General features: G+C 72.4%; 18 protein-coding genes. 5 read left to right on the top strand and 13 right to left on the bottom strand.

Annotated elements, in window-relative coordinates; genetic code table 11:
* Positions 1-4: 4 nt before the first annotated feature.
* Complete coding sequence (locus YIM_RS50045) at positions 5-2,875, bottom strand: crotonase/enoyl-CoA hydratase family protein (protein ID WP_153031910.1); 2,871 nt, start codon at positions 2,873-2,875, stop codon at positions 5-7.
* A gap of 63 nt (positions 2,876-2,938) precedes the next feature.
* On the opposite strand from YIM_RS50045, the gene YIM_RS20625 reads away from it, so the two are divergent.
* On the top strand, positions 2,939-3,529 hold the full coding sequence (locus tag YIM_RS20625) for a TetR/AcrR family transcriptional regulator (RefSeq protein ID WP_153031909.1): 591 nt from the start codon (positions 2,939-2,941) through the stop codon (positions 3,527-3,529).
* Between the two features lie 145 nt (positions 3,530-3,674).
* Here YIM_RS20625 and YIM_RS20620 read toward each other — a convergent pair whose 3' ends face one another.
* The 6 genes from YIM_RS20620 to YIM_RS20595 all read right to left on the bottom strand — a co-directional run bounded on the left by YIM_RS20620 (position 3,675) and on the right by YIM_RS20595 (position 9,084).
* The gene (locus tag YIM_RS20620; RefSeq protein ID WP_153031908.1) at positions 3,675-4,676 is read right to left on the bottom strand and encodes a proline racemase family protein; all 1,002 of its coding nucleotides are present in this window, start codon (positions 4,674-4,676) and stop codon (positions 3,675-3,677) included.
* Positions 4,676-5,593: a dihydrodipicolinate synthase family protein gene (locus YIM_RS20615; protein WP_153031907.1), complete on the bottom strand. Its 918-nt coding sequence runs from the start codon at positions 5,591-5,593 to the stop codon at positions 4,676-4,678. The genes YIM_RS20620 and YIM_RS20615 overlap by 1 nt, the downstream gene beginning before the upstream one ends.
* Positions 5,590-6,987 (bottom strand): NAD(P)/FAD-dependent oxidoreductase, encoded by a 1,398-nt coding sequence (locus YIM_RS20610; protein WP_153031906.1) that lies wholly within the window; start codon positions 6,985-6,987, stop codon positions 5,590-5,592. Before YIM_RS20610 ends, YIM_RS20615 begins: the two co-directional genes overlap by 4 nt.
* Positions 6,984-7,292: a (2Fe-2S)-binding protein gene (locus YIM_RS20605; protein ID WP_153031905.1), complete on the bottom strand. Its 309-nt coding sequence runs from the start codon at positions 7,290-7,292 to the stop codon at positions 6,984-6,986. The genes YIM_RS20610 and YIM_RS20605 overlap by 4 nt, the downstream gene beginning before the upstream one ends.
* Positions 7,289-8,440, bottom strand: a complete 1,152-nt coding sequence (locus tag YIM_RS20600) for an FAD-binding oxidoreductase (protein ID WP_153031904.1) — start codon at positions 8,438-8,440, stop codon at positions 7,289-7,291. The genes YIM_RS20605 and YIM_RS20600 overlap by 4 nt, the downstream gene beginning before the upstream one ends.
* Positions 8,441-8,508: 68 nt before the next feature.
* Complete coding sequence (locus tag YIM_RS20595; RefSeq protein ID WP_153031903.1) at positions 8,509-9,084, bottom strand: helix-turn-helix domain-containing protein; 576 nt, start codon at positions 9,082-9,084, stop codon at positions 8,509-8,511.
* 211 nt (positions 9,085-9,295) lie between these two features.
* Here YIM_RS20595 and YIM_RS20590 point away from each other — a divergent pair, with 211 nt between their 5' ends.
* Positions 9,296-9,907, top strand: coding sequence for a DUF6801 domain-containing protein (locus YIM_RS20590; RefSeq protein WP_153031902.1), 612 nt, complete (start codon positions 9,296-9,298; stop codon positions 9,905-9,907).
* 10 nt (positions 9,908-9,917) lie between these two features.
* Here the strand turns inward: YIM_RS20590 and YIM_RS20585 are convergent, their stop codons facing one another.
* Positions 9,918-12,554, bottom strand: coding sequence for a P-loop NTPase fold protein (locus tag YIM_RS20585; protein WP_153031901.1), 2,637 nt, complete (start codon positions 12,552-12,554; stop codon positions 9,918-9,920).
* A 48-nt stretch (positions 12,555-12,602) separates the two neighbouring features.
* On the opposite strand from YIM_RS20585, the gene YIM_RS20580 reads away from it, so the two are divergent.
* From YIM_RS20580 to YIM_RS20570, 3 genes are all read left to right on the top strand, one after another.
* Positions 12,603-13,601: an LLM class flavin-dependent oxidoreductase gene (locus YIM_RS20580; RefSeq protein ID WP_153031900.1), complete on the top strand. Its 999-nt coding sequence runs from the start codon at positions 12,603-12,605 to the stop codon at positions 13,599-13,601.
* A gap of 228 nt (positions 13,602-13,829) precedes the next feature.
* Positions 13,830-14,531, top strand: coding sequence for a hypothetical protein (locus YIM_RS20575; protein WP_153031899.1), 702 nt, complete (start codon positions 13,830-13,832; stop codon positions 14,529-14,531).
* A gap of 57 nt (positions 14,532-14,588) precedes the next feature.
* Positions 14,589-15,509: an NAD(P)-dependent oxidoreductase gene (locus tag YIM_RS20570; RefSeq protein WP_153031898.1), complete on the top strand. Its 921-nt coding sequence runs from the start codon at positions 14,589-14,591 to the stop codon at positions 15,507-15,509.
* Here the strand turns inward: YIM_RS20570 and YIM_RS20565 are convergent.
* Genes YIM_RS20565 through YIM_RS20545 form a run of 5 tightly spaced genes read right to left on the bottom strand, consistent with a single transcriptional unit; the run spans position 15,447 to position 22,017 of the window.
* The gene (locus YIM_RS20565) at positions 15,447-17,351 is read right to left on the bottom strand and encodes an SUMF1/EgtB/PvdO family nonheme iron enzyme (RefSeq protein WP_153031897.1); all 1,905 of its coding nucleotides are present in this window, start codon (positions 17,349-17,351) and stop codon (positions 15,447-15,449) included. The two genes, YIM_RS20570 and YIM_RS20565, sit on opposite strands and share 63 nt — an antisense overlap.
* Complete coding sequence (locus YIM_RS20560) at positions 17,348-18,226, bottom strand: ribokinase (RefSeq protein WP_153031896.1); 879 nt, start codon at positions 18,224-18,226, stop codon at positions 17,348-17,350. Before YIM_RS20560 ends, YIM_RS20565 begins: the two co-directional genes overlap by 4 nt.
* Positions 18,223-19,530 (bottom strand): ADP-ribosylglycohydrolase family protein, encoded by a 1,308-nt coding sequence (locus tag YIM_RS20555; RefSeq protein ID WP_153031895.1) that lies wholly within the window; start codon positions 19,528-19,530, stop codon positions 18,223-18,225. The genes YIM_RS20560 and YIM_RS20555 overlap by 4 nt, the downstream gene beginning before the upstream one ends.
* Positions 19,527-20,690, bottom strand: a complete 1,164-nt coding sequence (locus YIM_RS20550) for an ADP-ribosylglycohydrolase family protein (RefSeq protein ID WP_153031894.1) — start codon at positions 20,688-20,690, stop codon at positions 19,527-19,529. Before YIM_RS20550 ends, YIM_RS20555 begins: the two co-directional genes overlap by 4 nt.
* Positions 20,691-20,748: 58 nt before the next feature.
* A complete protein-coding gene (locus YIM_RS20545) occupies positions 20,749-22,017 on the bottom strand; it encodes an ABC transporter substrate-binding protein (RefSeq protein WP_153031893.1) in 1,269 nt (422 codons plus the stop codon).
* Positions 22,018-22,045: the final 28 nt, after the last annotated feature.

Below are 22,045 nucleotides of genomic sequence, written 5' to 3'. Positions count from 1 at the left end.
TGGGTCAGCGGCCGGACCAGACCGGGGCCCGGCGTTCGGCGAACGCCGCTACGCCTTCGCGTGCATCATCGGACAAAAGCACCGGACCGGCCAGCTCGCTCTGCCGGGCGAAACCTTCCTCGGGGGCCCAGCGGGGCGCGGCGTCGATCATCTCCTTGCCGGCGCGAACCGACAATGGCGCGTTGGCGGCGATCGTGCCCGCCAGCTCCAGTGCCGCTTCGAGCGCGGTGCCCGTCGGCACCACCCGGTTGACCAAGCCGAGCCCGGCGAGGCGCCCGGCGGGCAGCGGCTCGGCGACCAGCGCGAGTTCGAGCGCGACGGCGCGGGGCAGTCTCGTCGCCGTGCGCCAGAGTCCGCCCGCGGCCGCCAGCAGGCCACGTTTTGCTTCCGGCAGGCCGAAAACCGCGTCCTCGGCGGCCACGATGAAGTCGGCGCAGAGCGCCAGTTCGAAGCCACCGGCGAGCGCGGCGCCCTCGACCGCGGCGATCGTCGGCTTGACCGGCGGCTCGGCGGTCAGGCCCAGCGGGCCGCGGCGATCGGTGACCGGGACCGCGCCCCGGTTCGCCTCGGCCAGGTCCATGCCCGCGCAGAAAGTGCCCCCGGCGCCGGTCAGGACCAGCACGCGCACGGACGGATCGGCTTCGGCGTCGTCCACCGCCTGCTCCAGCGCCAGCGCCATGCGCCGGTTCACCGCGTTGCGCACCGGCGGGCGGTCGAGCGTGATGACCGAAATCTCGCCGTCCGGTCCCCGGCGCTCGGTGCGCACGGGCGCGGCCGGAGGCGGGGGCAACTCCTGACGGTTGTCGTCGACGACCTCGATCCGCCCGTCGACGAGGCGGACACGGCAGCGAAGGAGATCGGCCTCCTGCGCCCCTTCCTGCCGCAGCAGCACCCGGGCGCCGTCGTCGGTGAGCACGCTCAGCAGCACCGCTTCCGGCTCGCCGTCGGGACGGCAGACCTGGGTGGCCGCTTCCACCACCCCACTACCGTCCAGTTCGGTCCGCACGGGCCGCGTGGCCGGGCGCGGGAACGCCGGGCGCAGGTGCGCGAACGCCTTCTCCGGCGGGGTCGCGGAATAGACGCCCACGGAATGCTTCGTCGCGTACCAGCCGAGCGAGGTGGTGAGGCCGACCTCGGCCGGCGCGTCCCGGAGCAGCGGCACGATCGACGCCACCGCGTGCGTCCCGTAGTTGTTGCCGGGGCCGCCCGCCGAGGTGAGCCCGCCGGTGACGCTCAGCGGCCGGTCCGGGTCGTCCCACGGCAGGCCGAGCGCGTTCGCCGCCAGCTGGACCGCGGCCGGGAAGCACGAGTAGAGGTCGACCGGGCCGAGGTCGGCCGCGGTGATCCCGGCGTGCCCGAGCGCGGCGGCCCCGGCCGCCGCGATGGCCGGGGATTCGGCCAGCTCGGCCCGTTCGGAGACGAACCACTCCTCGGTGGCCGACGCGCCGGCGTGCACAAAAACCCAGCGCTCCTGCGGAATGCCCGCCGCGTGCGCCGCCCCCGCGCTGGTCACGATCACCGCCGCGGCGAGATCGACCTGGAGGTTGGCGCACATGAGCTTGGTGTACGGGTCGCTGACCCGGCGGTTGCGCCCGGTCGGGGTGGCGATCTCCTCCGGCGTGCGCGCGGTCGGGTCCCACGCGTACGGGTTCGAGGCGGCCACCTGCGACAACCGCGACCAGAGTCCGGCGATGCGGGCGCGGTGCTCGTCGGGCGCGGTTCCGGCCCGGCCGCGCAGGGCCGACTCCAGCAGCGGGTAGACGAAGATCGGCGCACCGAGGCCAACCGCCGTCTCGGCCTCGTTGTTGGCGGGCCGGTCCTGCCCGATCTTCCGGTCGGGAGCGGCTTTCTCCGGTTGCCGGGTCCAGCCGGGATCCCGCGTGAGCGCGGCCATCGTGGCCCCGGCTTCCGCTCCCGAGATCAGGGCGATCTCCGCGTGGCCGTCGACGATTTCCTGTGCGGCGTCGTTGATCGCGAGCTGGCCGCCGTCGCCGCCCTGGGCGCTGGTCTGCACGGTGGTCGCCCGGGTAGCGCCGACGCGCTCGGCGACCGCACCCGCCTGGTCGGGGTAGCTCCAGGACGCGCTCGGCACCGCGTAGACCAGATCGGCCTGCGCCAGCAGATCAGCGCCCGCGTCGGCGGCCGCCGCGCGCAACGCCTCGGCGGCGAGATCGACCGGCTCACGGGGCGCGTCGAGGTCCGGCTTCCGGTTCACCACCTGCCCGACTCCCACCACGACCGGGGCGCGCGGGTCGATCAGCGTGCCGGTCCGCTCATGGCGGATCGGTTCGGACGACACGGAAAGCCGCCGCCCCTTCGTGCCATGGACCAGCTCGGCGAGCGCGGAAACGGACTCGGCGAGCGCCCGTTCGACGCTGTGCACGGCGGTCGAACCGACCGGCCCGCGCACCGGCGCCCCGTCGAGCGCTCCGTCCAGGCGGAGGACCGTGCCGCCCGGAGCCGGCCGCACGGTGCACCACAGGCCGAGCGTGATGCCCATCGGCCCGGTCCCGCGCAGGGCGAACCCGTGCTCGTCCGCCTGCTCGACCACCCATCTCGCCTGGGCGGGGATGTCCATCAGCCGGATCTGCTGGGTGAACTCCGCGCCCGGTTCGATCCGCTCCGGCCGCTCGCCGCGCCAGGCCGCGTGCAGCGTGAGCCATTCGTGGGTGCGTTCGAGGTCGCGGGCGAGTTCGACCACCGCGGCGGGCTCGGCCGCGACCGCACCACTCGCGGTGACGTGGCGGGCGTAGCCGTCGATCCCGGCCGGGGCGGGCACCTCCGGCAGGTCCGCTCTCGTGGCGCCACCCGAGCGCGTGAACGCGTTGCGCACCAGTGCGGTCGCGACCGTGCGGGCCGTGCGCCACCTGCTCATCGATCACCTTCCACAAAGCAGTCCGATCAGACTGTTTTGCGATGGTGCCATTAGAGTGACCCGGTGTCCACACTCCGCCCTCCCCGGCAGGACCGCGCGGCGGCCACGCGCGCGCGGTTGATCGACGCGGCCTACGCCTGCTTGCTGGAAGGCGGCTATTCCGCCACCACGGTCGGCGCGGTGCAGCAGCGCGCCGGAGTGGCGCGCGGCACACTGCTGCACCACTTCCCCACGCGCGCGACGCTGATGGCCGCGGTGGTCGACGACATCGCCGATCGCCGGGTCCGGGTCCTCAGTTCCGGCACCGCCGGTCCGCCGGCCGATGGCGGCTGGGACGGGGTGGTCGACCTGGTCTGGCGCGACCTGCAGAGCCCGGCGTTCGCCGCGGCGCTGGAACTGTGGGTCGCCTCGCGCACCGATCCCGAGCTGCGTGCCGCGCTCGCCCCGGTACAGCAGCGGGTGATCACCGCCGCCCGGCACGCGATCATCGCGCACGTGGGCGATGACGACCCGCGTGTGCCGACGCTGGCCCAGTTCACCATCGACCTGCTGACCGGCACCGCGATGAGCCGCGTGGTCGACCCGGACGCCGACGTCACCGTGGTCGTCCAGCGGTGGAAGCAGACGCTGGCGACGCTCAGCGGTGGCCGCTGAGCGGTGTCCGGGACAGTCCCGCACACCCCGATCCGTTGCCCGGCGCCCCGGGATCCCGCTTGCCTTGACGGGGAACCGAGGCAGCCGGAAGGGGGATCTCCAGTGATGGCAACGACCACGGGCACCACGCCCAAACCCTGATCATTCAGAGCACGAATCCGGTGGGGAACGGGTCGCGCGGGTCGAGCAGGTAGTTCGCCGTGCCGGTGATCCAGGCACGGCCGGAGAACTCGGGCACGACGGCGGGCAGGCCACCGACCTCGGTGGTGCCGAGCAACTGCCCGGTGAACCGGGTCCCGATGAAGGATTCGTTGACGAACTCGGTGTGCAGCGGCAGTTCCCCGCGTGCGTGCAGCTGCGCCATCCTGGCCGAGGTGCCGGTGCCGCACGGCGACCGGTCGAACCAGCCGGGGTGGATGGCCATCGCGTTGCGGGAGTGCTTCGCGTCCGAGCCGGGCGCGAGGAACTGCACGTGCTTGCAGCCGCCGATGTGCTCGTCGACCGGGTGCCGGGGGCGGTTGCGCTCGTTCACCGCCGCCATGATGCGCAGCCCGGCGTCCAGGATGTCGTTCTTGCGTGCCCGGTCGAACGGCAGGCCGATGCTCTCCAGGTCCACGATGGCGTAGAAGTTGCCGCCGTAGGCCATGTCGTAGCGGACCTCGCCGAGGCCCGGCACGTCCACGGTGGCACCGAGTTCGACGGCGAAGGCGTCGACGTTGCGCAGGGTCACCCGCTCGGCCACCCCGTCGCGCACCTGGACCCTGGCCTGCACCAGCCCGGCCGGGGTGTCCAGGCGGACCACCGTCTCCGGCTCGGTCACCGGCACCATGCCGGTCTCCACCAGCACCGTGGCCACCCCGATGGTGCCGTGCCCGCACATCGGCAGCACCCCGCTGACTTCGACGTAGAGCACGCCCCAGTCGGCGTCGGGCCGGGTCGGCGGCTGCAGGATCGCCCCGCTCATCGCCGGGTGCCCGCGTGGTTCGTCGACCAGGAACCGCCGGAGGTCGTCGAGGTGGTCGATGAAGTGGCGGCGGCGCGCGGCGATGGTGTCGCCGGGGATCGGCGCCACTCCCCCGGTGATCACCCTGGTCGGCATGCCCTCGGTGTGCGAGTCGACCGCGCTCAGCGTCCGGATCGAGCGCATCAGGACCGCCCCGCCAGCGCGTCGATCGCCCGCGCCATGTCCGCCCGCACCTGTTCGTCGTGTGCCGGGATCAGCGGCCCGCGCGGTGGGCGGCACGGGCCGCCGTACCGGCCGACAAGATCCATGCCCAGCTTGATCGCCTGGACGAATTCCGTGCGCGAGTCCCAGCGGAAGGCTGCCACCAGCGGCTCGTACAGTTCGCGGGCCCGCGCCAGTTCGCCACGGGTGGCCAGGTCGTACAGCTCGACCGATTCGGCGGGGAACACGTTCGGGAATCCGGCGAACCAGCCGGTGGAGCCCATCAGCAGCATTTCCAGCACCACGTCGTCGGCCCCGCTGATCACCGCCAGGTCCGGCGCGTGCTCCTTGATCTCCAGCACCCGCCGCACGTCACCGGAGAACTCCTTGACCGCCACCACGTTCTCGATCCGCGCGATCTCGCCGAGCAGGTCCGGGGTCAGGTCGACCTTGGTGTCGTGCGGGTTGTTGTAGACCATCACCGGCAGTCCCGCCGAGGCCACCGCCTCGAAGTGCGCCAGCACCTCGCCGCGGTTGGCGCGGTACATCGTCGGCGGCAGGCAGAGCACCCCGTGCGCGCCGTCCTCGGCGGCGAGTTCGGCCCAGTGCTTCGCCTGGTGCGAGCCGACACCGTGCACGCCGACCACGACGATCCCGTCATCGCCGACTGCCTCGATCGCGGTGCGCGCCACGCGGCGGCGTTCTTCGTCGGTGAGCGAGGAGTACTCACCGAGCGAGCCGTTGGGCCCGATGCCGCGGCAGCCGTTGTCGATCAGCCAGCGGCAGTGCTCGGCGTACCGGTCGTAGTCCACCGCGAGCCCGGCTGGTGCTTGTCCGTCTTCCCGGTACGGCAGCGCGGTCGCCACGACGACGCCACCCAGGTCAGCCTTGGTACTCAAGGGTTCTCCTCTGTTCGCAGGTTCGCCAGCTCGCCCAGCCGGATGGGCTGCGCGATCGGCCGGTGGTGCGGCCTGGCCACTTCGGCACCGGCCGCGGCGCTCAGTTCGGCGACGGCGGGCCCGCAGATCCGGCCCTGGCAGGGACCGAGTCCGGCACGGGTGGCCAGCTTCACCGAGCGCGCCCCGGCGGTGACCGGCGCGGCCAGTGCCCGGTTCAGGCAGGCGTGGTCGACGGCTTCGCAGCGGCAGATGACCGTGTCCGGGCGCAGCCAGCCAGTCCAGCCGCCGCCGATCGGGTGCGCTCGGGCCAGCCGCCGCCCGAAGGCGCGGCCGCGGTCCCGGCGGCGCAGCGCCCCGGTGATCCGGGCGGGGTCGCCCCCGGCGGCCAGCCAGCCCGCCACCGTTCCACTGTCCACAGCGGACGGTGCACCGGCGATCCCGGTGATCTCCCCGGCGGCGAACACCCCGGGACGGCTGGTGCGCTGGCCCGCGTCCACCAGGACGGCGTCACCGGCGAGGTCGCACCCGGCGGCCACGGGCAGTTCGAGCTGCGCGGTGAACCCGTGGCCGACGCACACCGCGTCCGCGGCGAGCGTGCGCCCGGTGCCGGGGATGATCGACCAGTCGGCCCGCAACCGGGCCACCACCACCTCTTCGACCCGGCCGTCACCGCGGGCTTCGACCACCGCGCGGCCCATCCGGTAGGGCACGCGCTGCCGCAGCTGACCGGCCGCGTACCCCGCGAGTTCCCCGGCCTTCTTCAGGTGTGGCACCAGTTCCCCGGCGTCGCGGGTCCAGCCGCGCAGGACCGTTCGCGGCTGGTTGGCCTCGAACACCGCCAGCACCCGTGCGTCCACTTGCGACAGTGACGCCGCCACCGGGAGCAGGAACGGGCCGGTGCCGGACACCACGACGTTCTCGCCGACGGCCAGCCGCTCGCCCTTCGCCAGCGCCTGCGCCGCCCCGGCGGTGAACACCCCGGGCAGCGTCCAGCCGGGGAACGGCAGCACCCGATCGTGTGCGCCGGTGGCCAGCACGAGCGCGTCCGGCACGAGGGTGACGCTCTCGCGGTCGGCGCCGTCGGCGACCCCGCGCAGCGCGTGCACCAGCGGCGGCTCGCCGTCGCGGAGTTCCAGTGACCACACCGAGGTTTCCGGCAGCCACGTGCAGCGCGGGTGGTCGAGCACGCGACGGCGGCGCCGGTCGAAGGCCCGCCGGCCGTGCTGGATTTTGTCGGGTAACTCGGCCCGGAACGCGGCGGGCAGCATCCGGTGGTACTGGCCGCCCGGCTGTTCCGCGGCGTCGAGCAGGCTCACCCCGGCCCCGGCACGCAACGCCGCGTCGGCCGCCGCCAGCCCGGCAGGTCCCGCCCCGACGATCACCACGCGGGTCATCGGTCCTCCGCCCGTGCCTGGGTGCGCACCTCGTCACCGTCGCGCGCCCGGCGGCGGCAGGCTCGCACGTCGCGTTCGGCACCGACGGTGACCACGCAGTCGAAGCAGGCACCGATACCGCAGAACACCCCGCGCGGCTCACCCGCCGGATCGGTGCGCCAGGCGGTTCTTCCCGCCGCCAGCAACACCCCCGCGATCGTCTGACCGTCCACACCGGACACCGGCTCGCCGTCGACGGTCAGCCGGATCGGCCGGTCCCGCCGTCGCACCCGGTCCGTCCCGCCGGGCACCAGCCGCGGGCTCATCGAGCACCTCCCAGCACCGCCGGGCGGTCCACCCGGAACGGTCCGGCGTCGATTTCCGGGCGCCGCCCGGTGATCAGGTCCCGCAGCACCCGGCCGGTGCCGACGGACAGCCCGATCCCGGCGCCTTCGTGCCCGCTCGCGTGCCACAGCCCCGGCAGGCGCGGGTCGGCGCCGAGCACCGGCAGATGGTCCGGGACGTAGGGCCGGAAACCACCGTAGGCGCGCATCACCGACACGCCCGCGAGACCGGGGAACAACCGCAGCGCCTTGGCCGCGATCGCCGACAGCGCCCCGAGGTGCAAGCGGTCGTCGAACCCGGCCTGACGGCGGGAGGAACCGAGCAGGATGGTGCCCGCCTTCGTCGACTCGACCACCGCGGAGGTCTGCAGTTCGGCCGAGCCGCTGCCGACCGCGCCGACGTAGTCCGCGTCGTAGACCTTGTGGAACACCGTCGGCGGCATCGGCGTGGTCACCAGCACCTCGCCCCGGCGCGGCCGCACGTCGATCGGCACGCCGAGCACCGCCGACAGCTCTCCCGCCCACGGACCGGCCGCGTTCACCACCAGGTCGGCGGGCAGATCACCGCCGGTGGTGCGGATCCCGGTCAGGCGGCCGGAATCGGTGAGCGCGCCGGTCACCTCGCAGCGCGTGTACAGGGTGACCCCGGCGGCGGCGAGCAGCGCGGTCGCCGCGGCGACCGGTTGCACCTGCGCGTCCTCCGGGTAGTGGATCGCGGCGGTCACGTCCCGGGTCAGGTGCGGTTCGGCGTCGCCCAGCGCGGCGGCGTCCATCGGCTCGGCGACGATTCCGGCGGCGCGCTGGCCCTCGGCGAACTCGGTGAGCGCGCGGGCCCCGGATTCCGTGGTGGCCACGACGATCCCGCCCTTGGCGTCCCATTCGACGCCCTCCGCGGCGGGCAGTTCAGCGAGCACTTCGGGCCAGAGGCGGCGTGAGAGCCGGGCAAGTTCGAGTTCGGCCCCGGGTCCCTTGTCGGAGACCAGGACGTTGCCTTCCCCGTGCGCGGTGGTCGCGCCACCGGGACGGCCGCGGTCCACCACGGTCACCTGGAACCCTTCGGCGCACAGTTCGCGAGCGCAGGCGGCCCCCACGATCCCGGCGCCGATCACCACCACTCGCGTTCCGTACATCGAACCTCCGCCGTTCGTTGAACCGAACGCTAGGCCGGGCGCGGGGCGACTGTCAACACACCTGCCAGTCAGGCGTGCGGACTGCTGCCGCCCCGGTACTGGAGCAGCAGCACCGAGCGCACCTCACCGCCGATCGCCTGGTAGCTGTGCGGGAGCGAGGCGTCGAAGGCGACCGAATCGCTCGGGCCGAGTTCGGCGGTGCTGCCGCCGACCTCGACGCGGAGCCTGCCCGCCTGCACGATGGTGTGCTCGGTGCCGACGTGGCCGAGCGAGCGCTGGCCGGCCGATCCCCGCACGCGCTGGTCGTAGACCTCGAAGATGAGCCCGTCGGCTTCGATCCGGCGCAGCATCCGCAATTCCACGGCCTCGCCGGCGAGCACTTCCTGCTCGTCGCCGCGCACCACGGTCATGTCGCCGTGGTGACCGCTCTCGAGCAGGTCGGATATGGGCAGCTCCAGCGCCCGCGAGAGGCTGAACACCGTCTCGATGGTCGGATTGCCCGCGCCGGACTCGAGCTGGGACAACGTGGCCTTGCCGATCGACGAGCGGCGGGACAGCTCGGACAGCGACAGCCCGCGGTCCGCCCTGGCGCGCTTGATGTTCGCCGCCAGCAGGTCCCGCACCGACGGGTCGGAGGTCTCCACGGCCCGGCCTTCCGTTCGGTAAAACGTACGTTCCGCGATAGGGCGTTCACTATAGCGTCCGGGCCACCTCTCGCTCGCCGAAGCCGATAGTTGTCACTCCGGTACACCGTGGCGAGCGGTTTTTACCGCTCTTCGACAAGATCACCCCCGCGTCTTTCCACCGGCCCCGGGCGCCCAGTAGCTTCCGGGCAACCGAGACCGGGGAGTCGCGATGTTCTCTCGAATTGCCACCACCGCCGCCGTTTTCGCGGTGGCCGTGCTGGGCACCGCCGGGACGGCCTTCGCCGCCACGATCACCTACCGCACGGGCACGGCCGCACCGGTGGTCTACCGCTGCTCGCTGCCCAGCCTGCCGCCGCAACCGGGCACCGTCGAAGCTCGGTTCGACGCGCCGGATTCGGTGCCGTCCGGCACCACGTTCACGCCCACCGGGGTGGGCGGCTCGATCACCTTCACGCCGGAAACGCACGAGCAGTTCGCCGCCGCGGGCTGGGACGGCATCCGCGGCAGCGCGCACCTCTACCTCACCACCACCGGCGCCACGCTTTCCCCGCCGGCGGCCAACAACCTGACCGTGCCGGAAACGCTCTTCCCGGCCGGTGGCCCGATGGTCATCCCGTTCGGCCAGTCGGCGACCTCGACCGTGCCCGCCGTGACCGCCGGGGCGCCCGGCACCGCGACGGTCTCGTCCTCGACGGTGCTCGTCGCCGGCGAGTTCCACCGGCCGACCACCGGCCAGTGGCACGCGGTGACGATGTCGTGTTACCTCCACCCGACGGTGCCGCAGAACCCGGTGTTCAGCCCGGCCATCACCGTGTCCTGACCACGGGCGGTCAGAGGTGCCGGACCGCTCCCGGCCCGATCGGCGGATTGTCGGCGAGCAGGCGGAGCAGGTCCGCGTTCGCGCCGAGCACCGCCGCCGACGCCGCGTCCACGCCCTGGCCGACCAGCCGGTCGCGGATCGATCCGCCCTGCGCGCCGCGCAGGGTGTCCTCCGCCGCGGTGAGCACGATCGTGCCCGGCCGCCCGGCCTGACCGGCGAGCACCGAACGCAGGTGCGGCCAGCGGACGGCGATCAGCGCCAGCTTGGTGAGCTGGTAGATCGACAACGGCGTGTGCCCGCCGCGCTGCGCCGCGCCCAGATTGATCACCGAGTGGAAGCGGATCAGGTTGATCACGCGCTTGATCTCCCGGGGATTGCGGCCGAGGTGGGCGCTGATCGTCGCGAGAATGGCGCGGACCTCGGGATCGTCGCCGGTCAGCCGCCGCAGCGTCTCCCGTTTGGCGGCCTCCCACAGCACCGGGGAGCGTTCGTCCGTACCCGGCCCTTCGATCGCACGCGCGCGGTCGGCCACGTCGTGCACCGAACCCATCGAGCCGAGCACCCGCTGCGCCGCCCGGACGGCCTCCTCGCTCACCGACCCCGGCCCGGTGGGCTCGCCCGCTTCCGAACCGGTCAGCGTCGTGCTGATGTAGCCCTGCATGGCGGCCGCGTCCGGCGCGGGCAGGCTGAACTCCAGTTGCACGAGCTTGTCCAGGAACCGCCATCCCGTGCTGTGCCCGGAACCGGACGGCTCGTAGGCGGCGTCCAGCCGCGCCGCCACCACCTCCGGTTCCATCGCCACCACGAACACGCAGTTCGGGAACTGACCGGCCAGGAACAGGTTCAGCGCCTCGACCAGCTGGATGACCGCGCCCGATGTGCAGCGGTCCAGGTCGTCGACGAAGACCACCAGCGGACGGTCCCTGGTGGCGACCAGGTCCAGCACGGCCGCGACGTCGTTGTGCACCATGTGGAGGAATCCGGCCCGGGACCGGTACCGCGGATCGTCGACGCTGTCCGCGATCCCACCGGCGATCCCGGTGACCACCCCGGCGAAACCGGGCGGGGTCACCAGGCCGGGCAGCACCGCATCGGTGCGGGACCACAGCAATCGCACCGTCCGGAAGACGACCCCGAGCACACCGGCCGAGGCCACGCCCGCGCCCCAGCCCGCGTTGCCGGAGGCGAGCAGGACACCGCCCGCCACCAACGCCAGCACCGAGGTGGCCAGCGCCGGGAGCAGCCGGGCCAGCACGGTGCGCAGGACCCGCCCGCGCACGGCGACCCGATCGAGCCTGCTCAGGTTCAGCGCGAGCCAGAAGCGCTCGCGGTCGATCAGCGGCAGGCGCTGGGTGACCTGGTTGATGATCTCGTGCGCGAGCCCGGCCCAGACCTGTTCCCCGGTCTGGTACATCCACGGGTTGAACCAGACCGTCGGCCGCCACCGGCCGGTCGACTCCGCGCGCAGCTCGGTGGTGCGCAACCGGGTACCGAACGAGGAAGGCTTGTCCCGCACCACCTCCCGGACCTCCGCGCGCCGCAGCAGCTTGAACACCGTGGCCAGCCGCGGGGCACCGGAACTGACCCGGTCGAGCTTGCCGTGGCTGGTGCGGGTCAGCCGGATCGCCCGGCGTTCGCCGGAGTCGAGCAGCGGGTCGATCCGTGCCTGCGTCATCCGCAGCAACGAGGTCTTCCCGGTGCCCCACTCCCCCTTCACCGCGACGGTGAGCGGTGGCTTGGTGCCCTCGTCGAGAATGAGCGAGGCCAGCGCGTCGGCGTGCAGCTGGTAGCCCAGCCGGTCGGTGGTGGTCCAGTAGTCGTTGACCCCGGCCGTCGGCCCGGCCAGCGCCACGGGCTCGGCCGAGATCGGCGGAGGACCCGCCGCGTTGCCTTCGTGGGCCTCGAGAAAGACTTCCGGCGGCAGCCGCTTGAGCCGTTCGAGCGCCTCCCCCGCGGAGACCCGCAGCCTGGTCATGGTCGCCGCGATCTCCCCGGCGACCAGCGCGGTGGCCATCATGGTGCCGCCCAGCCGGGCGAACCCGGGGCCGTTCTCGCCGACGGTGGTGGTGAGCAGGTCGACGCAGGGGGCGTAGATCTCACCCGGTGAACTGAACGGGCTGCGCTTCCAGCCCTCCTCCCGGTCGTGCACCAACCCGCCCACCGCCACCACGCCCGGCACGTTCGCCGGGTGGTCCGGGCGGTCGGCCGTGCCGTTGCTGCCCGCCGCGGCCAGCACCAGTCCCTCGATCGTCCCCACCACCTTGGTGAAGGTCAGCGACGGTGCGTCGGCGGGTTCCCCGCCGAAACCGATGACGATCAGATCGGCGTTCGCCGCGCGGGCTTTCGCCAGCGAAGCCAGCATCTGGCCGTCGGTGATGGTGTCCTGATCGGACATCGAGCAGTTGAGCACCCGTGCCGCGGGAGCGCGCTGCAGAACCAGGCCCGCGGCCATCGTCCCCCACGAGGTCAGCGCGTCGTCGACCGCGGCGTCCACCGCGTCCTCGAACCAGGGGTGGCGGTACACCGGCCCGCTCACCAGCGCGATGGTGAGACCGGCACCCGCGGACCCGCGTTTGGGCGGTAGCGCCTCCGCCGGCGGGCCGGCCGCTTCGGGCAGGATGGGCGGGGCGTCGGGTGCGGTGTCCATGTCCGGTAAGTCGGGTGACCGCCGCGAAACGTTCTCGGAAGGGCGGCGATGGACGGCTTGCGCTTGTCGGTGCTGGACACCTCGCCGATCGTGCGGGGGTCGACGCCGGGGCGGGCGCTGCGTGACACCGTCGATCTCGCGAAGCTGACCGACGCGCTGGGTTACCACCGCTACTGGGTGCCCGAGCACCACGGGATGCGCGGGGTGGCCAGTTCCGCTCCCGCGGTGCTCGTCGGCCACCTCGCGAACGCCACGCGGCGGCTGCGTGTCGGCGCGGGCGGGGTGCTGCTGCCCAACCACGCCCCGATCGTGGTGGCCGAGCAGTTCGGCACGCTGGCCGCGCTCCACCCGGGGCGGATCGATCTCGGCATCGGCCGGGCACCCGGCGGCGCGCCGCACGCGGTGGCGGTGGTGCGGCCCGAACGCGAGCGGACGGCGAAGCCCTTCGAGCAGCAACTCGACGAGCTGCGCTCCTTTCTCCATCCCGAGGAAGACGCGCCGGTCAAGGCGATTCCCGTGCTCGGCGGGAACGTGCCGGACCTGTGGCTGCTCGGTTCCTCGGCCGCCAGTGCCGAACTGGCGGGCACGCTCGGGTTGTCCTACGCGTTCGCGCACCACCTCAACCCCGGTGAAGCCGGAGGGGCGATGCGCGCCTACCGCGACAGCTTCCGCCCATCGGAATACGCCTCCACTCCGAGGACCTTGGTCAGCGTTTCGGTGATCGCCGCCGAAACCGACGACCGCGCCGAGTGGCTCGCCGGCCCGACGCGGTTGAAGGTGCTCAGCCGATTGCGCGGAAAACGCATTCAGCTCCCGAGCCCCGAGGAAGCGGCCACCTACCCCTACACCGACGAGGACCGCGCCACCATCGCCACCCGCTCGGCCCGCGTACTCACCGGCGGCCCGGAAACGGTGACCGCGCTGCTGCGCCAGATCCTCACCGAAACCGGCACGGGCGAACTCATGGTGACCACCCCGGTCCACCACCACACGGACCGCTGCCGTTCCTACGAAATCGTCGCCACGCTACCGCTGGAACAGCAATGAAGCAGTGCCACGCCACCCGCCACCCGGCAACAAAAACAGAACCACCCACCCACCCAGCCCTCCCCCATCCCCGGTCCTAAGCCAAAAACACACTAAAAACCGGGGTGCGGAACCCCGCCCATACACCGACAGCGGTACCCCAGCACTCCGGTTACGTCAGCGGACGTAAGCGACAACCACGCCGGACGACCGACGCCGAACCGCCGAAATCCGGCCACCCTGGCACCCATGTCGCAAAAAACCTTGCCCGCCGGCACGATTGGCATCTCCCTGCGGCTGACCGGCGCCGGTCAGCTGCTCGCCGCGCTCGGCGTGGTGCTGCAGTGGCAGGCCGGTGGCCCGCTGTCCGGGATCGCCTACCCGCTCGGCGCGGTCGCCATTCTCTGGCTGGACCGCCGCTCCCCGTTCGCCCCGCTGGCCGCGATCGCGTTGTCGGCCTGGGTGCTCATCGGTGGTTTCCTCAGCGGCAGCACCATGTCCGGCCTGGATTCCGGCGACGGGCTGCGCGTCGCCGGAGGTCTGCTGGTGCTGGCCGGGCTGGCGGTCTCCACACTCGCGGCACTGGCATCGATCGGCGTGGCCCTGCGCGATCGGACCGGACCGCTGGTGCCACCGTGGAAAACCACCGGCACGCGTCTGGCCGCGCTGGTGCTGATGATCCTGGCGATGGTCACCGTCGGCCTGGGCCTGGCCACCGCACTGGGCATCGGCGGCCCCGGCCCGATCCTGTTCTTCACCCTGCCGGTGCTGGTCGCGCTGGTGCCCGGCCGCTCGATGGTCCTGCTCGGCGTGCTGATGTCCGGGGTGTTCATCGACGGTGTGCTGAGCAACCCGCGCCTCGACCTGGCCGCGAGCGCCGTCCAGCTGAGCGGCCTGGCCGTCACCATTCTCGCCGGTGCCACCCTGCTCCTGCTGCCGCGGCGCGACTGACACCGACAAAAATGTCGGTACTTCCGCATCGCCGGAGTCCGGCCGCATGATGGCGCCATGATCAAGAACGTCACCGTGCTCGGCCTCGGCCCGATGGGACAGGCGATGGCGCGGACCTTTCTCGGCGCGGGCTACCGGGTCACCGTCTGGAACCGCACCGCGAGCAAGGCGGATTCCCTGACCGCCCAAGGCGCCCGCCGTGCCTCGACGGTGCGTGAAGCACTGGCCGCCGCGGAACTGGTGGTGCTCAGCCTGACCGACTACGACGCCATGTACGCGATCCTCGACCCGGTCGCCGACGCCCTGTCCGGCCGGGTCCTGGTCAATCTCAGCTCGGACACCCCGGAAAAGGCCCGCGCGGCAGCCGAATGGGCGGCGGGCCACGGCGCGGCACACCTCACCGGCGGAGTCCAGGCCGCTCCCGCGCAGATCGGGCAGCCGGAGGCGTACACCTTCTACAGTGGACCCCAGGAGGTCTTCGACGCCCACCGCGAAACCCTGGCCGTGCTCACCCGGCCCGACTATCGTGGCGAGGATCCCGGCCTCGCCGCCGCCTACTACCAGCTGACCATGGACCTGTTCTGGACCACGACGCTCGGCTGGCTGCACACCCTGGCGATGGCCCGTGCGCACGGCATCTCCGCCGGGGACTTCCTGCCCCACGCCTCGTCCCTGCTCGCGGGCCTGCCCGACTTCCTCACCTTCTACTCCCCGCGGATCGACGCCGCCGACCACCCCGGCGACGCCGAACGCCTGGCCATGGGCGCGGCCAGCGTCGGCCACGTCGTCCGGACCGCCGAAGACGCGGGTGTCGACGCTTCGCTACCGGAGGCCGTTCGCGCCGTGTTCCGCCGGGGCGTCAACGCCGGGTTCGGCGAGGACAGCATGACCAAGCTGGTCGAGGTGCTCGGGACCTCAGGTGTCCCAGGCGCAGCGGAAGCCGACGGTCGCGCTGCGGGCCTGACCCAGTCCCGGTAGCAGCAGTTTCACGCTGTAGTCCGGTGCGTGCCGCCCGCCTTCGAGGTACCAGTCGGCGCCTTCCGCACGGTAGTCGCTGCCGCCCTTGAGCATGACGAACCGCGTGCGGCCGTCCGAATGCTCGCTTTCGGTCCAGTTCCACAAGGTGTACTTCAGTGACTCCCCCGCGAGCTGCCATTCGTCCTCGGTCGGCAGCCTGCCACCACGCCAAGCGCAGTACGCCCGCGCATCGTCGAGGTCGACATAGGTGACCGGTTCGTCAGGGCGGGCATCGTTCCAGTGCGCCAGGAATCGGCGTGGCTGGACGGGGCGGTACTCCGTCGCCGCCAGGAACGCGGCGAACTCCGCGTTGGTCACCTCGGTCGCCGCGATGGCCACGTCGTTGGCGAGTACGCCGTCCCGCTGCAAAGTCCGCGCGTCGTGCAGCCGGGGCGGCAGCGGCTTCCATTCGTCCACATAGGGCGCGCCCTGGTACATCCCGGTTTCCCTGGCCCGATACCGAACGGTGAGCACGTAGGGCCCGGCGGGCACCACCACCGCGTCCGGGTCCGGGGTTCCGGTACTCCTTTGTGGAGTGACACGAGCCGCCAGCCGGTGCGGGAACCGGGCATCGGGGTCGTGCGGCAGGCCACGCAGCGTCTCCAGCAGATCCGGCAACCACGACGGTTCCGGTGTGCCCGGCTCGACCCGCACCAGTGCACCGATTCCACGAGCCGGTACCGGCCCCGGTACAAGTTCACGGGCCGACTCCACCACCGGGCCGGAATAGTCTTGCTCACTCCGGTTGACGACCGTCCACAAGCTCACGCCGTCGAGTTCCCAGCGGGACGCGTAAATCCCGGCCGCCTCCGCCTCGGGCGCCAGTTCCGCGAGCGGGGTCCACTCGCCGTCGAGCAGCAACGAGCCGACCGCCCGCTGCACGGTGGTCATCCGCCGAACTGTGGCGGCGTCGCGGGCCGACCAGCCGACCCACACGCCGAAAACCACCTCCCACACCATCACGCCGACCCCGTTGAGCCACGCCGACTGCAGTTCCTCGGAGTGGTCGCGGTGCCAGCGCCGGATGTGGTGCTGCATGTGCCGCCGCTCGTACCAGTGCGCCCGCAACACCCCGGGCACCGGCGAGTCCGCGAAGAACTGCGCCCACGAACAGGCGTGGTCCTCGATGCGCTCGACGGCCAGCTTCGACTCGCCCTCCAGCACGATGCCGGGCTTGGCCTGCTCCAGCCGCTCGACGAACTCGGGCTCGGCTTTTTTGAGCGTGTCGAGGAAAACGCCGTCGGCACCGAGGGCGGCGACGAGCGACGCCAGCTCGGTCACGTCGTCGTCACCGCGTCGCGTGCCGACGTCCCACGGGTTGTAGTCGACGAACACGTGAAGTCCGGCGACGTGCAGCGCGCCGACCAGTTCGGTCAGCCCCGGGACCTCGCGGTAGAAGTCCCACTGGTTGCGGTCGTCGAGGCCGATCACCGGATAGGCGTGCCACAGCACCACCGCGTCCAGGCCGCCGAAGCGTTCCCGCGCGTCGGCGAGGAAGCGCGCGGGCGTGAACCGTCCTTCGCCGAACGAGTAGAGCAGTTCATCCCACAACCACACCTGCGCGACCGTGTAGCAACGGGCCGCCCACGCCGCGCCGGGACGTTCGTAGGCCGCACCCGAGTACTCGTGGCGCGCGCGTGCGTCCTCCCGCCACTGCCGTAGTCGCTCGCGCCACGCCGGCCGGTCGGCCGGGTCCGCCGGTCCGCTGAAGATCTTCGCCTCGTCCAGGTCGGCGAGCGGTCCGTCCACAGTGGTCGGACGGTCGATCGGCCGTGGTACCAGCGGGTCGAACGTGTAACTCACGATGCCTTCCCTCCGGCCGCGGCGACCTCGGCGGCCGTCGGGACGGCGGCCTGTGCGCCCCGGCGGGTGACCGAGAGCGCGGCAGCCGTGCAGGCCAGCCGCGCGGCCCCGGCCAGTTCGGAACGCCGGGACAGTGCGGCGGCGAGCACTCCGCAGAACGTGTCACCGGCTCCCGTGGTGTCCACGGACTCGACCTGGATTCCGGGTATGCGCAAGGACTCCCGGCCGCGTTCGGCCACCAGGCACCCCTCGCCGCCGAGCGTGACGACCACGGCAGGCACGCGGTCCAGCAGGGCTTCCGGGGTGCCCGCGAGGTCGGCCGCCTCGTGCTCGTTGACGATCAGCAGGTCCAGCGCGGCCCACACGTCGTCGGGCAGGTCCCGCGCGGGCGCCGCGTTGAGCACCATCAGCGCGCCCTGCCGCCGGGCGGCCGCGGCGGCGCGGACCACGTCCAGCGGGATCTCCAGCTGCGCGAGCACCACGTCCGCCGCGGCGACGCGTTCCGCCTGCGCGGAGCCGAGCGAAAGCCGCGAGTTGGCTCCCGGGGCGACCACGATCGCGTTCTCCCCGCTGGGACTCACCGTGATCAGCGCGGTTCCGGTCGCCGCCTCCACCCGTTCGACGAGATCGGTGCGCACCCCGGCCTCACGCAGCGACGCGAGCAGCAGGTCCGCGGAATCGTCCCGGCCCAGCGCGCCGACAAAAGTGGTCTCCGCCCCGCCCGCCCGAGCCGCGGCCACGGCCTGGTTCGCGCCCTTGCCGCCGGGGCTCCGGCGCAGGTCACCGCCGAGCACCGTCTCCCCCGCGCCCGGCGTGTGCGGTACTTCCACGACGAGGTCGGCGTTCGCCGAGCCGACCACCACCACACCGCTCATCGGGCCACCAGTGCCTTCGTGCGGGCGGCCAGATCGGCGATGCGCTGTTCCCCGCCGGGCAGCGAGGTCGCGATCCGCCCGTCGAGCGGCTGCGCCCACTGCTCGGGCACCCCGTGCACCGCGCCGACCACTCCGCCGACCGTGGCGGCCGCCGAGTCGGTGTCCCAACCGGCGGTGACCGCGATCGACACGCTGGGGCCGAATTCGCCGTCGCCCTTGGCGAGCGCGTACGCGATGACCGCCGCGTTGTTGAGCACGTGCACCCAGTGCAGCTCGCCGAATTCGGCGTGCAGGCGGTCCAGCCCGGCGCGCACGTCACCGGTACCAGCCGCTTCGCGCCCGGACCGGACCGCGTACTCCAGCGCACTGCCTGGCGGGACAACGGTTTCGGCGGCATCCAGGACATTGTGGACGGTGTCGCACACCATCGCCGCCGAGCACAGGGCCGCCGCCCACATCGCGCCGTACACCCCGTTGCGCGTGTGGCTCAACCGGGCGTCGGTGCAGGCCAGTCGTGCGGCTTCCCGCACGTCACCCGGGGACACCCAGCCGAACACGTCCGCCCGGATCAGCGCGCCGATCCACTCGCGGAACGGGTTGTGGTGCGTCGCCGTCTCCGGCACGGGACGCGCGTCGAGCACGTTCCGGTATGCGGCGCGCTCGGCGGTGAACACCCGGCCCGCCGGGAGGTGGTCGAGCCACAGCTGCGCGACGTCGTCGGTGGTGAACTCCCGGCCGCGCTGTTCGAGCAGGGTCAGCGCGAGGATCGGGTAGTTGAGGTCGTCGTCCTCGGGCATGCCGTCGATGTTCTCCTCCAGCGACGTCGGCGCCGAGCGGCGGTTCCACGGCCACCGCGCCGCCACGTCCTCCGGCAGGCCCGCCGCGGTGAACCACCGGTCCAGCGGCCACCGCCCGGCCGCGCGGAGGATCTCCTCGATGCCCTCACGCGGGATCTTCTCCACCGGCTTGCCGAGCAGGCAGCCCGCCGCCCGGCCGGTCCACGCGCCGCGCAGCCGATCGTCCACGATGGACGGCAGCTCCGGCGCGGGCGGCAGCGACGCGGCGAGCGCTTCCCAAGATTCGTCCGGTGCCTTGCGCAGGCCCAGTTCGTCGAGCAGGGTTCGCGCGAGTGCCCGCAGTTCCGGCGACGCGGGCCGCGGTCCGGCACCGCTGACCGCCGGGGTGGGATCACCTCCGGCGGCGGTCCAGCGCGCACGCACCGCCGTGACGTCGGTGCCCTCGGCGGCCGACTGGACCAGCTCGTGCGCCAGCAGGTCCTCGGGCTGCGCCCAGGTGAGCCTCACGACCGCGCCTCGAGCGTGTCCAGCGCGGTGATCCTGGCGAGCGCCCGTTCGCGGTCCGCGCGGAGGATGTCCGCCGCCGCCGAGGCCATCAGCATCCCGGTTTCCCTGATGTCCATGCGACTGGCCTCGCTCACCGCGTCGAGCCACTCCGCCGGGACGGCCGCCGTCCCGCCCAGCCCGGCGCAGATCGCGCCCGCCATGGTGGCGATCGAGTCGGCGTCCCGGCCGTAGTTCACCGACGCCAGCACCGCGCCCCGGTAGTCACCTTGGTGCGCCAGCAAGAAAGCCAGCGCCGCCGGAAGCTCCTCAATGGACTTCGTGCGTGACGGGCGGCGGGCGTCCATCGACATCTGACGGTACCGCGGACCCACGGAATCGAAGGGCGCCACAGTTTCCCGCACCAGCCGGGCCAGCGCGCGCTCTTCGTCGTCGGTGCCCGGCGCCTTTTCCCAGGTGCCGAAGGTGTCCACGACCGCCCGCAACGCGTCCGCCGTACCGTCGTGCGCCACATCGAGCGCGGCGGTGACGACATCACCGATGCCGGCGTCCGGTGCGATCGAAGCGGCGACCATCGCGGCCACCACACCGGCCGCCTCCCGGCCGTAGCTCGACTGGTGCGCGCCGGTCAGGTCGATCGCCTCGGCATAGGCACCACGCGGATCGCCCGCGTTCGCGATGCCCACCGGCGCGACGTACATCGCCGCCCCGCAGTTCACCACGTTGCCCACCCCGGCCTCGCGCGGGTCCACGTGTCCATAGTGGAGCCTCGCGACGATCCACTTCTCCGCCAGGAACACGCGTTGCAGCAGCAGCGCGGTGGACTCCAGCTCGGGCACCCACCGCGGTTCGCCGATCATCAGCGGGACCAGGTCCTCGGCCATGGCGTAGGCGTCGAGGTGGTCGCGGCGCTTCGCGTACACCTCGACCAGCGCCCGCGTCATCAGCGTGTCGTCGGTGATGTGCCCGTCACCCTTGTGGTAGGGCGCGATCGGCCGCGCGTCCCGCCAGTCCGGGTACCAGGGCCCGACGATGCCGGTGACGCGGCCACCGTGCCGTTCTTCGATCTGCTCGGGGGTCCACCCTTCGGTGGCCCCGCCGAGCGCGTCGCCCACGGCCGCGCCCGCGATCACCGCGACGGCCCGGTCTTCCAGCCAGGTCAAACGAATCCGCTCCCTTACTGCGCTGTCTGCCCGGGGGGACGACCCCCGGACCCCCGAACTACCGGGTGATGTTCTGCCAGCCGTCACGCAGCTGGGCGGCCAGCCCGTTCGCGTCGACCTTCTGCGCCAGGAACTGCTGGTACGCCGGGGTCGCGACGGTGTCCTTCCACTGCGCGTACTTGTCCGCGAACACGTACGGCGCCGAGGTCAGGTGCTGCCCGGACGACAGGATGACGTCCCAGCCGTTCTTCGTGCCCACCTTCGCCGCGAGCGCCTCGCGCGCGGACGTGGTCGGCGGGATCAGGCCGTCGGCCTCGTTGATCGCGGCCAGGTTCTCCGTGCTGGTGAAGAAGTCGATGAAGGCGGCGGCCTGTTCGACGTGCGCGGAGTCCTTGTTGACCGACAGCGTCTGCGCGCTGCTCGCCTGCGCCGGGCCCGCCGGACCGGCCAGCGGCGGCAGCACCGTCCACTCGAAACCGGCCGGCGCGTCCTTGGCGATGTTCGCCGCCTGGTAGGAGCCCTGGATGGTCATCGCCACCTGGCCGCCGTAGAACGGCGCGAGCGCCTTGGTTCCCGACTGCGTCAGCGTCACCGGCATGATCGACTTGTCCTCGTAGGCCATCGCGTTGACCAGCTTCGGCAGTGCCATCTCGCCCTCGCCGATGCTGACGTTCATCGCGTCGCCGGTGCCCTCGAAGTACTTGCCGCCGAAACCGGGCGCCATCGCCACGAACGAGGCCGTCGGGCTGGACAGGCCCCAGCCGAGGCCGAAGTTGCCGTCCTTCGTGGTCGCCCTGGCGATCTCGCGCAGCTGGTCCCAGGTCATCGTCGCCCCGGTCGGCACGCTCACCCCGGCCTTGGCCAGCAGCGCCTTGTTCGCGAAGACCACATAGGACTGGACCTCGGTCGGGAGGCCGACCACCTGCCCGTCCACGGTCACCGAGTCGAGCACGCCCTTGGTCACGTCGGCGCGCTTGGCCTCGGGCAGGTACGGGGTCAGGTCGGCCACGTAGCCGTCCTTCGCGAACGGCACGATGCCGGCGGCCTCGTAGTGGATGATGTCCGGCGCGCTGCCCGCGTTGAACTGGGTGACCAGCTTGTCGTAGACGCCGTCCCAGCCGGCCGGCACGATCTCGACCTGCGCGTCGGGATGGGTCCGGTTCCACTCGTCGACGGTCTTGCGCGTCTGCTCGATCGCGCCCGGCTGGTCCGAAAGGGACTGGAAGGTCAGCTTGACCGGGCCCGAGTCGCCGCTTTCCCCGCTCCCGCAGGCGGTGAGCACCAGGCTCAGCAGGCAGGCGGCGAGCGCCGCGCGTCGAATCTTCATTGACCGACCTTTCATCCGTGGGGACTGT

Origin of the sequence: Amycolatopsis sp. YIM 10 (assembly GCF_009429145.1) — a bacterium.
GTDB lineage: Bacteria > Actinomycetota > Actinomycetes > Mycobacteriales > Pseudonocardiaceae > Amycolatopsis.
Note: the sequence above shows the minus strand (reverse complement) of the source record. Positions and strands in the feature narration are given on the sequence as shown.

Coding starts and splice junctions, on each gene's coding strand:
- YIM_RS20575 (WP_153031899.1), top strand. CDS start 13,830: ATGTCGCAAAAAACCTTGCCCGCCGGCACGATTGGCATCTCCCTGCGG.
- YIM_RS20580 (WP_153031900.1), top strand. CDS start 12,603: ATGGACGGCTTGCGCTTGTCGGTGCTGGACACCTCGCCGATCGTGCGG.
- YIM_RS20585 (WP_153031901.1), bottom strand. CDS start 12,554: ATGGACACCGCACCCGACGCCCCGCCCATCCTGCCCGAAGCGGCCGGC.
- YIM_RS20610 (WP_153031906.1), bottom strand. CDS start 6,987: ATGACCCGCGTGGTGATCGTCGGGGCGGGACCTGCCGGGCTGGCGGCG.
- YIM_RS50045 (WP_153031910.1), bottom strand. CDS start 2,875: ATGAGCAGGTGGCGCACGGCCCGCACGGTCGCGACCGCACTGGTGCGC.
- YIM_RS20600 (WP_153031904.1), bottom strand. CDS start 8,440: ATGTACGGAACGCGAGTGGTGGTGATCGGCGCCGGGATCGTGGGGGCC.
- YIM_RS20570 (WP_153031898.1), top strand. CDS start 14,589: ATGATCAAGAACGTCACCGTGCTCGGCCTCGGCCCGATGGGACAGGCG.
- YIM_RS20605 (WP_153031905.1), bottom strand. CDS start 7,292: ATGAGCCCGCGGCTGGTGCCCGGCGGGACGGACCGGGTGCGACGGCGG.
- YIM_RS20590 (WP_153031902.1), top strand. CDS start 9,296: ATGTTCTCTCGAATTGCCACCACCGCCGCCGTTTTCGCGGTGGCCGTG.
- YIM_RS20620 (WP_153031908.1), bottom strand. CDS start 4,676: ATGCGCTCGATCCGGACGCTGAGCGCGGTCGACTCGCACACCGAGGGC.
- YIM_RS20545 (WP_153031893.1), bottom strand. CDS start 22,017: ATGAAGATTCGACGCGCGGCGCTCGCCGCCTGCCTGCTGAGCCTGGTG.
- YIM_RS20560 (WP_153031896.1), bottom strand. CDS start 18,226: ATGAGCGGTGTGGTGGTGGTCGGCTCGGCGAACGCCGACCTCGTCGTG.